The sequence below is a fragment of the Polynucleobacter alcilacus genome (genome assembly GCF_018881545.1).
Lineage (GTDB): Bacteria > Pseudomonadota > Gammaproteobacteria > Burkholderiales > Burkholderiaceae > Polynucleobacter > Polynucleobacter alcilacus.
The window spans coordinates 165,011-176,379 of the sequence record NZ_JACVQD010000001.1 but is presented as its reverse complement, the minus strand read 5'-3'; the positions used below and the strand labels follow the sequence as shown (position 1 = coordinate 176,379).

General features: G+C 45.1%; 13 protein-coding genes. 3 read left to right on the top strand and 10 right to left on the bottom strand.

From position 1 onward, the window contains the following. Positions 1-56 precede the first annotated feature (56 nt). A complete protein-coding gene (locus ICN45_RS00875) occupies positions 57-917 on the top strand; it encodes a GNAT family N-acetyltransferase (protein WP_216175562.1) in 861 nt (286 codons plus the stop codon). A gap of 11 nt (positions 918-928) precedes the next feature. Here the strand turns inward: ICN45_RS00875 and ICN45_RS00870 are convergent, their stop codons facing one another. From ICN45_RS00870 to ICN45_RS00840, 8 genes are all read right to left on the bottom strand, one after another. Beyond that, positions 929-2,407 carry a Ppx/GppA phosphatase family protein gene (locus ICN45_RS00870; protein WP_216175561.1) on the bottom strand — a complete coding sequence of 493 codons (1,479 nt, stop codon included), beginning with the start codon at positions 2,405-2,407 and terminating at the stop codon, positions 929-931. 215 nt (positions 2,408-2,622) lie between these two features. Then, complete coding sequence (locus ICN45_RS10470) at positions 2,623-2,835, bottom strand: GDCCVxC domain-containing (seleno)protein (protein WP_369411451.1); 213 nt, start codon at positions 2,833-2,835, stop codon at positions 2,623-2,625. A gap of 54 nt (positions 2,836-2,889) precedes the next feature. Continuing rightward, complete coding sequence (locus tag ICN45_RS00865; protein WP_216172120.1) at positions 2,890-3,606, bottom strand: MgtC/SapB family protein; 717 nt, start codon at positions 3,604-3,606, stop codon at positions 2,890-2,892. A 19-nt stretch (positions 3,607-3,625) separates the two neighbouring features. Further along, positions 3,626-5,371 (bottom strand): alkaline phosphatase, encoded by a 1,746-nt coding sequence (locus ICN45_RS00860; RefSeq protein WP_216172118.1) that lies wholly within the window; start codon positions 5,369-5,371, stop codon positions 3,626-3,628. Between the two features lie 78 nt (positions 5,372-5,449). Then, positions 5,450-6,898, bottom strand: coding sequence for a DUF2252 domain-containing protein (locus ICN45_RS00855; RefSeq protein WP_216172116.1), 1,449 nt, complete (start codon positions 6,896-6,898; stop codon positions 5,450-5,452). Between the two features lie 63 nt (positions 6,899-6,961). Continuing rightward, a complete protein-coding gene (locus ICN45_RS00850; protein ID WP_216172114.1) occupies positions 6,962-7,402 on the bottom strand; it encodes a tautomerase family protein in 441 nt (146 codons plus the stop codon). A gap of 23 nt (positions 7,403-7,425) precedes the next feature. Further along, positions 7,426-7,926 (bottom strand): arsenate reductase ArsC, encoded by a 501-nt coding sequence (locus ICN45_RS00845; protein ID WP_216172111.1) that lies wholly within the window; start codon positions 7,924-7,926, stop codon positions 7,426-7,428. A gap of 27 nt (positions 7,927-7,953) precedes the next feature. Beyond that, positions 7,954-8,130 carry a hypothetical protein gene (locus ICN45_RS00840; protein WP_216172109.1) on the bottom strand — a complete coding sequence of 59 codons (177 nt, stop codon included), beginning with the start codon at positions 8,128-8,130 and terminating at the stop codon, positions 7,954-7,956. 361 nt (positions 8,131-8,491) lie between these two features. Here ICN45_RS00840 and ICN45_RS00835 point away from each other — a divergent pair, with 361 nt between their 5' ends. Then, complete coding sequence (locus ICN45_RS00835; RefSeq protein WP_216172107.1) at positions 8,492-8,968, top strand: MgtC/SapB family protein; 477 nt, start codon at positions 8,492-8,494, stop codon at positions 8,966-8,968. 83 nt (positions 8,969-9,051) lie between these two features. Further along, positions 9,052-9,252, top strand: a complete 201-nt coding sequence (locus ICN45_RS00830; protein WP_216172105.1) for a hypothetical protein — start codon at positions 9,052-9,054, stop codon at positions 9,250-9,252. 35 nt (positions 9,253-9,287) lie between these two features. Here ICN45_RS00830 and phoR read toward each other — a convergent pair whose 3' ends face one another. Together phoR and phoB are read right to left on the bottom strand one after the other, a co-directional pair. After that, positions 9,288-10,586 (bottom strand): phosphate regulon sensor histidine kinase PhoR, encoded by a 1,299-nt coding sequence (gene phoR / locus ICN45_RS00825; protein WP_216172104.1) that lies wholly within the window; start codon positions 10,584-10,586, stop codon positions 9,288-9,290. A 69-nt stretch (positions 10,587-10,655) separates the two neighbouring features. Beyond that, the gene (gene phoB, locus ICN45_RS00820; RefSeq protein ID WP_216172102.1) at positions 10,656-11,369 is read right to left on the bottom strand and encodes a phosphate regulon transcriptional regulator PhoB; all 714 of its coding nucleotides are present in this window, start codon (positions 11,367-11,369) and stop codon (positions 10,656-10,658) included.

The following is an 11,369-nucleotide window of genomic DNA, read 5'->3' as shown; positions in this document are numbered from 1 at the left end:
TCCCTAACCCAATTGGCGCCTTCGAGATTTTCTCTTTCAAAAAAGAGAAGAAAAGAATGTACTCCAAAATTAACCCGATTAAGAAATTATCAAAGAAGCTCACTAAAAAGCTATTTGGTAAGAAATTCGCCAATAAAACGCGTGCTGAATTAACTACAACGCTGGCAGTTCCTGCAATAAGCCAAGTAGCGAAAGCAAAAAGGCCTGCCTTCCAAATTGAATGGGCAAGTACTTCTAGCGAAATTAAAGAAGCACAACGATTGCGCTATAAAGTATTCGCAGAAGAAATGGGTGCAACCCTCTCGAAGAATGCTGAAGGTTTGGATGTAGACGAATTTGATGCCTATTGCGATCACTTATTAATTCGTGATCAAGATACCTTAAAGGTAGTTGGTACCTACCGCGTCCTGCCTCCCCATAAGGCTCAAGAAATTGGCCGCTTATATTCCGATGCTGAATTTGATCTATCCCGCCTCGATCACCTCAGGCCAAAATTAGTTGAACTAGGTAGATCTTGTGTACACCAGGATTACCGTTCAGGAGCCGTGATTATGGCCCTATGGAGTGGTCTAGCCCAATATATGCAGAAGAACGGTTACGAGATCATGCTCGGTTGCGCGAGCATTCCAATGGCTGATGGTGGTCACTTTGCAGCAAGTCTGTATAACTCTCTGGACAGCGATCAAATGGCGCCAACCGAGTTCCATGCATTCCCACGCTTACCTCTGCCACTCGATAGATTAAATGGCGGCTTAGAGGTAGATGCCCCGCCACTGATCAAAGGCTACCTCAAGCTTGGTGCGAAGATTTGTAGTGCCCCAGCTTGGGATCCTGATTTCAATACTGCAGATCTATTAACGATGCTGCGTCTTTCAGAAATTAATCCACGCTACGCAAAACATTTCTTTGGTTTGTAATTTTTAGGGTCTTATTTCAGACTGAGTTCATAAGGGCGGCCAATACGCACCCATTCGGCCGCTTCTTTCAGAAGGCTAAATTCTGTTAAAGGATGGGTTACTGCCCATTCTTTAGAAATACAGACTTGATAAACGCCCTCCCGCTCAGAAACCCTTACTCGCGGTAAATCCTCATCACTCCTACCTCGGCAGAGTACTTGAGCTAAGCGTAAGCAAAACAACATACGCCAGTCATAAAAGCTCGCATTATTTGCCAATTTTCCGAGTTTACCAGTGTGGCCAATAAGTAAAGCCGCCAAACGCGCTTGATCATTCTTAGAAAAGCCTGGCATATCGGCATTGCCCACTATATAGGCTGAATGCTTGTGGTAACCATTATGTGAAATCGATAGTCCAATCTCATGCAAGTTAGCTGCCCATTGCAATAGAGCGACATTGTCTACCCTGCTTTCCGTTTCTGACTTTGGAAGTTGTTGCAAGAATTCGGCAGCTAATTTCCCAACGCGTGAGGCTTGCTCTCGATCAGACGAATAGCGCTGCATAAACTGTTCAACGGTAACGTAGCGCATGTCATGATGCTGTGAACGCCCCAGTAGGTCATATAGAACCCCACTGCGGAGTGCGGCATCAGTGACTTCCATTTCTTCAATCCCAAGCTCATCAAATACCGCCAACATAATGGCGAGTCCGCCTGGCCACACAGCTCTTCGATCATCTTTCAGACCCAATAACTCTACTTGGCCAACATGCTCATATTTGAGTAGATGCTTTTTCATGGCCCGTAAGCCATCACGGGTAATTAATCCACTGGCATTGACGCGGCCCATAGTTAGCCCATCAGCATGTCCATTTAAATTGTTAGCTGCAATCAGTTCCGCTAAAGCCCGTGCAGTGCCTGAAGAGCCAATCGCCTGTTTCCAGCCGCTTCTCAGATAAGCCCCAGAAATGACTTGGATTTCACGCCTAGCTGCTAACTCAGCTTCTTTGAATGCGTGCGCATCAACATTGCCTTTAGGGAAAAATTGCATGCTATGGGAAACGCAGCCGATGTAGAGACTTTCCATTAGCTTAGGTTCATAGCCTTTACCAATAATGAATTCAGTAGAGCCACCCCCAATATCCACAACCAAGCGATTGCCTTGCACTGCTGGTACCTCATGGGCAGCGCCAATATAGATCAGCCTAGCCTCTTCTACGCCGGCAATGACTTCAATCGGAAACCCTAGAGCAACTTGGGCATCCTCAATAAACTGCTGAGAATTTTTTGCCACCCTTAATGTGTTCGTGGCAACAGCGCGCACATTTGAGGTGTCGAACCCTCTGATGCGCTCACCAAAGCGCCTAATCGCTGTTAAACCCCGCTGGTAGGCATCATTGCCCAACAGTTTATGTTCCGTTAAACCAGCCGCCAAACGGACAGACTCGCGTAAGGTATCAATCGGGCGAAGTTGAGTTCCAGACGGAGTATGAACAGCCTGAGCAACAAGCATTCGAAAACTATTCGAGCCCAAATCCACTGCAGCCACTAGGTCATCTGACTGGATTAAGGGGTCGATCGCATGGATTGCCAAAATATTTCCTAAATAAACTAACTACACTTACCAAAGTAACTAAGGCAACTAAGGTAACACCAATCATATATGTCTATTTTATGAAGAATTCGTGACATATTGATGAATATACAGGCTAGTCTAATGGTAAAGGGCTAGGCAGCCAGATTTTGTTCTGCACTAGAGCAGTCAAGATCTCCGAAGCTGCAAAAAATACAGCAATCACCAGACTTGGGCTTCAGAATATTATGGCAAGAGCGGCAACGATATAGATGCTGTGAGGACCCCTTTGGGATCTCAAGAAGTTCTGATGCCTCGCAATGAGGACAAGTAATAGTAGATTGTTGTAATTCTGTACTCAAGTTCACGGGTGAATCTTGAACTTCATTTGTGTCAGCAGTATGTCATAAGCGTGTTTGTATTTAATCTGTAGTGCTTGGACTCCAGAAGGCTTGATTGACATAGTCCTTGGAAGCGATTTGTGCGATTAATGCATCCATTTCATTACCGTCTACTGCAGCGTCTGTAAGGACAGCCTGAATTTCAACCTCATCAGCACCAAACTGATGCACTTTGACATCATGAGCCTGATAGCCGGCTTTTTCTAAAGTCTCAATAAACTGTTTCAGAGCAATTTTTTGCGCATGCTTGGGCGTAATAATGTAAACAGAATTGGTTACTTCAACTGATGTGGTATCTAGGGGCTGTTTGTTAATAAAGCGCACTACAGGCCGCATTAAAGTATTTGCGGCTAATATGAATAAGGTAGCAAGACCTGCCTCTAGAATCAGGTCTGCTCCTGCACAGGCACCAACGGCACCAGAGGCCCAAAGCGTAGCAGCAGTGTTGATCCCACGAACATTGCCCTCTTCGCGCATGATGACGCCCGCACCTAAAAAACCAATGCCTGAAACAACATAGGCCATCACATGTATTGCCCCATCGTGGCCGGTTAAACGATTTGCAGCATCTACAAAGATCGCTGCTCCCACTGCAACCAATATATTGGTTCTTAAGCCTGCGGTTCTTTGGCGATACTGGCGCTCAAAACCAATGAGACCGCCAAATAGAAACGCAGTAGTAAGACTGACTGCAGTATCTGCTAGAGAAGCGAAATCGACATTATTGATTGACTCCATTAGTTAAATAGCAACATTATTATTTGCTACCCAACCCTAAAGTTTGCACCATGACTTTAAAAACTTCCGTGTTATCCATAAAGCCTTTGAATTTTTCCGAGCCTGGGCCCATGGCATTGAGAACTGCATCATCCGCAGTATGTACGCCTGTTTCTTGGTGCGTAGGAAGATTGCCACCGATATGAATAGCATCTTCTTCTAATTGAAGATACTTTGGATTTGCAACAAACTTTCCGTTCTCACCCTTAATTGCAGGCACAAATGTGCCGTCCAACTTTGGATGCATCGTCTCGTAGTGGTCAGGATAATTACCGTAGAAAAAAGCGAGTCGTTTAGATACGTCGATTTGATTGGGGTAACCTTGAACATCGGCTTTGGGATAATTTGGGTAACCTGCCTCGGCATATGTACCAACCTTCTCGCGCAAGGGCCCTGGCTTGTCATCATGCACTACCCCGCTAATCGAGCCACTGTGGGTGTGATCAGGAGTAACGATAATGAGGGTATCAGGATGGGTCTTTGCAAAATCCTTAGCAATTTGTACTGCATTACTGAGCATGATGGTATCGAAAGCAGCTCGCTCCCAATCTAAGGGGTGGTTAAATTTGTCGATGAGTGCGGCCTCGACCATGAGAAAAAATCCATTGGGATTCCGAGCTAACACCTCGATAGCGGACTGCGTCATCTCTGTCAAATCCGGCTGATGAGGGTATTGAGCGACGGTGTTCTTCTTTAAAAACAAACGATCCAAGGATCCATCCATATTGTCCGGATGAAATACGCCAAACAATTTCTTAGTATTTTTATTATTGGCAGCCGCAAGCAATTCTTGTTTAGTAAATGCCAATTGATAGCCATCTGCTTTAAAGGCATCAATCAGATTTTTTTCATCTTTACGTTTTGATCCCTTACTTGACTGGGGATAGAAATAGGCTGATCCTCCCCCAAGAATCACTTCAGCATGACTGGCTAGCAGTTGATCGGCAATGTATTGTTTATCTGCACGACGACGAGTATGGGCAACCATCGCACCAGGCGTTGCATCTTGTAATTCAGAATCAGACACAATACCTACTGACATTTTTGTATTGCGTTTAACTAATTCAGTAATGGTTTCTACTTTAGGATGCGATAAGTTATCGCTGGCGCGTGATACATACACACCCATCGCATTGACTGCAGTCTTGTGGCCAGTGGTATAGGCGCTCATTGAGTTGGCAGAGTCAGTAATCAAAGAATCCGATCCTGAGGTGCCAATCATTGCTGTGCTCGGCATATCATCAAATGCCAATTTACCCTGATATTTACCCTCAACAATTCCCTTGGAAAGAACTCGAGCAGCAGTTCGATTAGCGATGGTCATACCGTCGCCAACAAATAGAATGATATTTTTTACCCGGCGCGGACCGCTAGAATACACATCCCATGTCACCTGCAATCGTTCTTGAGGGATGCGAGCGGTCAGTTGGTATTTTCCTGCTTTGGCTAATTGCACATCTCTAAAGAGGATTGAGCTGCCCTTCCCATTTTCATTGGGGATAAATTCAGGCTTAACAGCGATGAGCTTGTTGAGTGGTGCGCCATTGATATCAATCACTAGCTCTTCAAGATTAATAACATGATTGAGCTCCACTTTGATGTCAAATTTGGAGCCTGCCAATATGGCTGCATTGTCAATGGGATAAACCGCTGCCGCACGCACAGTGTGAGCAAAAAGCAAAGCGACTATAAAGAATAAGAATCCAGCAAGGCGAATAAGAGACATAGCGTAAGTAATGAGTAATAAGGGTCAACTTACAATATCTACAAAGAAGATGACATATTTGTGACTCCTCATTGCGAGCTACCTGGATAAGGCTACCTTACGGCTTGCAACCGGCAATTTGCCATTCTTAACGGCTTTACAAAATACCTCAAAATCTAGCTGATTTTGTTTGGCATAAGACCTTGCAAAGGCATACAAGGCCTCTGTTAAGGCATTCGATTGCCCACAATACCCCGCAATCATCGCAGCATCCCCAGAACGGGCATGTCCAAGCGCTAGCGCCCAGCCAAATAATCTAGCGTAATCTGGGAAGTTTTTTAATGAAACTCCGCCAGGTCCGATGGCAATTCCGCCTTTCATATCCCGCAATTGGCGCAGGTAAAACCCTTGGCTGCGATCAATATCGAATTGAACAGCGCCGTAGTTTAGAAAAATATCGGGCGCCCCCTGCAGCAAACGCTGGCCCGCAACTACCCGCCTGCCCATATCGCGATACATCGACTCACCTAGATAGGGAGTCAAGACAGATTTTTGCGCTTCCTTATACTGAAGAAATAAAGGGTCGTTTTCACTATCGCCTTCGAAATATAAAACCATACAATTGGTCCCTACACTACCTACCCCCACTACTTTTCTCGCAAAATCCTTTAACGCATAGCGTTGAAATAGTATTTGACGGTCTGCTAGTAAAGTACTTGAATAGTTCAGAAGCGCCTTATCGATGACGGAAATAAGGGAAGCTCCATACGCATCCTTTTTAAAGTGCTCAATCAATGGCGGTTTATTGATAATTTTTCGATTCTTACCTACTAAAGTCGTGAGATTTTCCAGAACTTGAATATTCCCCTGACCTTTTGTTTCCTTAAGATACACATCTAACTTTTTTTGATGTTCTTTAGAAAAGTGTCTGCGAATATCTTTCTCAGCAATGAACACTTGTGCTAAATCTAAATAAGGCATTTTTGCGTATTGCTCCATCCGCTTTTGGTACTCTGAGGCAATACGATACACAAGCTTCTTACTCAGATTCTGTTCACCACCCATGCTCTCGCAAGCGATCACGGCACTCGCAACTAAGCGCTTGATGTCCCACTCCCAACTGCCAGGCAAGGTTTCATCAAAATCATTGATTCCAAATACCAGACGATGTTCTGCCGTTCCAAATAAGCCAAAATTAGAAACATGCATATCGCCGCAAAGTTGCACAGTAATGTTAGTAGTCGGCTGGTTCGCTAAATCTTGCGCCATGATGGCAGCACCACCACGATAAAAAGCAAAGGGTGACTGCAACATGCGCTCATAACGAATCGGGATTAAGGATGTAATGCGCTGTTTAGCCTGCTGTTCAAGTATTGCTACAGGGCTAATACGGTCTTGAGGGGGCGTATAAATACCTTGCTGGGCAAAGCTCACCACTTTTCGTAAAGCCCTGCCATCTGCCATGCGTTTTTTAATACTGGGGCGGGGATCTTTGAAAGACTCCACGGAGTGAAGGACAGCATATTTGGGTTTATTCACTAAAGACATTGGATCTTCCGAGCAGTGTTCTAAACCACCCATCTTAATGCCACTGTAGGAAAAAACCTGCCGTTATGAATTGAGGTAATTCAACTTCTTTTGGATACTGGCTGGGAGGGTGGAGAACCAGACGCTATCCTCGCCAACGGCAGGAAGAACCTGCCCATATTCAATCATTTGACCAGGAGCAATTTCATCAATATAGGCCCAAATCTGATGACCGGCCAATTTGCTGACCCGCTGGATCGCGATTTCGAGCTCTACCAGTAATTGTTTCTTAGTTTGTTCACTTCTTCCATGGCGTATTTGACCACTCAGAAATATATGGGGCTCGTCTAGCAAAACGCCGCCGATGAAACAGTCATGCACATCCAGATGTTTAAAAATCACCTGGGCAAAATACGCCTCTGCTCCAGTGACATCCGCATGAATTTTTGTAATCGCTTGTGCAAGCGTATATTTTTGCAGTGTGGTGAGCGAAAGATCAGCGTAATACACGCTATAGGTGGCCATGGCACTCTTTCGACAAGCGGAAACTAGGCATTCAACTGATGGTGGATTGCATGTAGCTCGTCTTTGATTTGTAGATGGTCTAACTTATCAATTGGCAGATCAATTAGAAGCTCTATCCGATTGCGTAAACCCATCTCTACTTTTCTGAAGGCACTCCATTTTTCTTCAGTGCTGCCTACAACGGTTGCGGGATCAGGAAATCCCCAATGCGCGGTAGCTGGGTGCCCAGGCCAATAGGGGCAAACTTCGTTAGCCGCCTCATCACACACAGTGATGATGAAATCCATATGCGGCGCATTTTCTCTGCCAAACTCATCCCAACTTTTACTTCGAATTAATTCCGTTGGGTAACCCATTTCCTTGACTAGCTCAAGTGCAATTGGATCAATCTCTCCACTCGGGGAGGAACCAGCGGAATAGCCAATAAAACGGCCATGACTCAAAGTGGTTGCCAGGGCCTCACCAAGAATGGATCTAGCGGAGTTTCCGCTGCAGATAAACAGAATATTGTAAGGACGGGTCATAAAGAATCAGTATGGAAAAATGCTTAGTTAAATAATCTCATCCAGCCGCAATGAAAATTTTCTATCAAGAATAAATTGTTGCATATTTCGATCGGTCAAATGAGCCGTATTGTGATCGCGCTTTTCTAGAGCGTCTGAATCAGCATTGCTTTTGATATCCCTTCTAAATACATCAGATAGATATTTATTCAAATTTTCGCTCATATTAACCTCGATTAGATGGGGTTGATTACCGCCTCATCCTAAGGTGTATTTATTTCAGTTTGATGAAGGTTCTAAAAAGAAAAAACCCAGCGCAAACTGGGTTTAAAGGGAGGGTAATACTGCTTTATCTTGGTCAGAAAAGCCCTGACCTTTGCAATTTATCCCTTCTTTATGACATCCCAATGACTAGCTACCCAGTCGATGGTGCGAATGGCTGCTGACGCACCCTCTTCTAGCCTCATTCCAAACCCACACCGCATGTAAAACGATTTTTTACATGGCATCCTGATTGTCGATTTATGACAGAACGAAATTCTTGGAATACACTGAATTCCATCATTTTGACTACATAGGCAAGAGCATGGGTATTTGGGACCTCTACGGCACCATTGCATTAAGGCTAGGGTTGGCCCTCTTAGTAGGAACCATATTAGGCCTGAATCGCTGGCTTCACCATAAATCTGCCGGAATCCGTACTCATTCATTAGTTGCTATTGGCGCCGCAACCGCTGTCTTGCTGATCAGTGACTTTGTGAAAGATGATGCGCAGTCGGTTAGTCGCGTGCTTCAGGGGCTGATTACTGGTTTAGGTTTCTTGGGTGCTGGTGTCATTATTCGCGAACAACGATCACAACGGGTACATGGCCTCACTACGGCAGCGAGTCTGTGGGCCTGTGCGCTGATTGGCGCTGCTTTTGGAGCCGGGCAATACGTGCTTGGAGGCCTATCTTTGAGCGCCATATTGCTCACCCTAGTCATTGGTGGGCCGCTGGAGAGGCTTGTTTCTCAAATGAGGGGCATTAAAAGAAGCTCTGAAATCTCTGGGGAGCCAGACTAATACCCGAGTAAACCACTTAAAAATGGTGTTTTGACATATTACTTTAGTAGAATTTGTCATCCGATCACTGGGAACCTAGGTCTATGAGCAACTACCATTACGAAGACGCAGTAAAGCAGTTACAAGAATCTGGCGCAATTGGCCTCGTTGATCTCAAGAATCTTCCGCATGAGGATTTGGTAGAGCTATTCGAAGAAATTAAGGTTTGGTGTTTGTATGCCAGCGGCAAAACCGAAAAATTGCCAAAAGAATCTAAAAAGAAGAAGAAAAAGAAAAAGGATTAATTCCTCTTCACTGAGGCCTACAGGCGCTTAAGTACCTAAGTACTTAAGCGTTCTTTAGGAAAGCGCAGGGTAAATTGACTCCCCTTCCCAGGCGTGCTTTCAATCAGTAATTGAGCTTGGTGGCGGTTAGCAATATGCTTAACAATGGCCAAACCGAGACCAGTCCCTCCAGTATCTCGAGAACGACTCCGATCCACCCTATAAAAGCGCTCTGTGAGCCTTGCAAGATGCTCTGCTGCTATTCCTGGGCCCGTATCCCTCACAATAAACTCGCCCTGACCATGGGCATTGATCTGCCAGCTGACGGCAATCGCCCCTGAATCTGGTGTGTAGCGAATAGCATTGGAAACTAAGTTACTAAAGGCGGAGAGTATTTCGCGTTCATCGCCTAGCAAGTTTTCACTGGAAAGAATTTCAAAGCTAAATGGATGTCTACCCTGTGATAAGGCCTCAGCATCGTTTTTTAACAATGCCATGACGGTTTTAATATTGACCTCATTGACCGCAGCTGGCAAGGCATTTGCTTCTAGATTAGCTAAGGTCAATAAATCCTCAACCAAACTCTTCATGCGTTGCGCTTGCGAGGTCATCATTTCAAAATACTGATCTCGCTGGCCCTTTTCCAGATCTAAGGACTGTACTGTTTCTAAAAAACCCATTAATACCGTGATTGGCGTTCTCATTTCATGAGAGACATTCGCCACAAAGTCCCGCCGCATTGCATCGGCTTTTTGTAAATCAGTCACGTTTTGAACTAGCAATAAGTGACGCTTATCACCAAATGGAAAGGCTTGTAGCATCAAACTTAAACTACTATCTGTTCCCATACGCTCCATCAATAGCGGTTCGTCAAAGTTCCGCTTGATTAAATATTGAATAAATTCGGGGCGGCGTACCAAAAAGTTAATCCGCTGCATCACATCCCGTTTGTATTGCAGTCCAAAGAATCGTTCTGCAATGCCGTTACACCATTCGATCTGATCGTCTTCATCTAACATGACAATCCCATTCGGTGAGGCCTGGAAAGCCTCAATAAAATGGTTATGTTGCTGCTCAATATCTCGCATCTTTAACTTGAGATTTTTTACGGAGCGTTGCAACCTGGAAAAAACCTCTTCCCAGTAACCGCTTGGAAGAGGCATATTTTCAATCGTATCGCTTGCTACATATTTTTTTAAGCGCGCTAGATTGATATAGGAGTTCACTAATGGGATTGATAGGAAAAAGATCCCAATGCAAATGGCCCATTCAGCACCCCAATTAATCAAGGTGATAAAAGCGGCTGTCAGGGCTAGGAAAACGATAAAAACGAAGCGGGCTAAAGCGGAAATCATTCTGCAATCTTAGACGATCTCCAGGCGGCGCCAGAAATCTCAGAAACTGAGAAAGTCAGTGAATGAGAATTAACTCTCGGTAGGCGTTTTGGTGATGCGGTACCCGCTGCCTCGAACAGTCTCTATAAATCGATCGCAATCAACGGGGGCTAGTGCAGCCCTTAAGCGCTTGATATGGACATCTACAGTACGCTCCTCAATATAGACCTCATTACCCCAGACCTTATCGAGTAGATTGGTGCGGGAGTGAACCCGCTCTGGATTGGCCATAAAGTACTGTAAAAGTCGATATTCGGTAGGTCCTAAAGAGACAGGACGAGGATCACTATTCGGCCAATTTGCCAAGACACGGTGTGAGCTAGGGTCGAGTTTGAGAGGTCCAAGTGTGAGTGGGCCGGTATCTTCTATCGGGGCCTGCCTACGCAATAAGGCTCGGACTCTCGCAATGAGTTCTTTTGGTGAAAATGGTTTGGTGACGTAGTCATCAGCACCAGAGTCCAAGCCCATAATCTTGTCTGCCTCTTCGCTCTTTGCGGTCAGCATCAAAATCGGCAAGCCTCTAGTGCGGTCATTTGCACGCAATTCTTTTGCAAATTGCACACCAGATTTACCCGGGAGCATCCAATCTAAAATCACTAGACTAGGCAAGCGCTCCTTCATGGCAGCAAGGGCAAGATCTGTCTGCATGACTTTTTCAACTTCATAGCCAGCATGCGTTAAGTTAATTGCAATCAACTCTGCAATCGATGGTTCATCCTCAACTACCAGTACGCGGCGAGTCAT

Bases quoted from the DNA above. Each gene is read 5' to 3' on its own strand.
- ICN45_RS00875 (WP_216175562.1), top strand. From the start codon at position 57: ATGTACTCCAAAATTAACCCGATTAAGAAATTATCAAAGAAGCTCACT.
- ICN45_RS00870 (WP_216175561.1), bottom strand. From the start codon at position 2,407: ATGCTTGTTGCTCAGGCTGTTCATACTCCGTCTGGAACTCAACTTCGC.
- ICN45_RS00865 (WP_216172120.1), bottom strand. From the start codon at position 3,606: ATGGAGTCAATCAATAATGTCGATTTCGCTTCTCTAGCAGATACTGCA.
- ICN45_RS00860 (WP_216172118.1), bottom strand. From the start codon at position 5,371: ATGTCTCTTATTCGCCTTGCTGGATTCTTATTCTTTATAGTCGCTTTG.
- ICN45_RS00855 (WP_216172116.1), bottom strand. From the start codon at position 6,898: ATGTCTTTAGTGAATAAACCCAAATATGCTGTCCTTCACTCCGTGGAG.
- ICN45_RS00850 (WP_216172114.1), bottom strand. From the start codon at position 7,402: ATGGCCACCTATAGCGTGTATTACGCTGATCTTTCGCTCACCACACTG.
- ICN45_RS00845 (WP_216172111.1), bottom strand. From the start codon at position 7,926: ATGACCCGTCCTTACAATATTCTGTTTATCTGCAGCGGAAACTCCGCT.
- ICN45_RS00840 (WP_216172109.1), bottom strand. From the start codon at position 8,130: ATGAGCGAAAATTTGAATAAATATCTATCTGATGTATTTAGAAGGGAT.
- ICN45_RS00835 (WP_216172107.1), top strand. From the start codon at position 8,492: ATGGGTATTTGGGACCTCTACGGCACCATTGCATTAAGGCTAGGGTTG.
- ICN45_RS00830 (WP_216172105.1), top strand. From the start codon at position 9,052: ATGAGCAACTACCATTACGAAGACGCAGTAAAGCAGTTACAAGAATCT.
- phoR (WP_216172104.1), bottom strand. From the start codon at position 10,586: ATGATTTCCGCTTTAGCCCGCTTCGTTTTTATCGTTTTCCTAGCCCTG.
- phoB (WP_216172102.1), bottom strand. From the start codon at position 11,369: ATGACTCGCCGCGTACTGGTAGTTGAGGATGAACCATCGATTGCAGAG.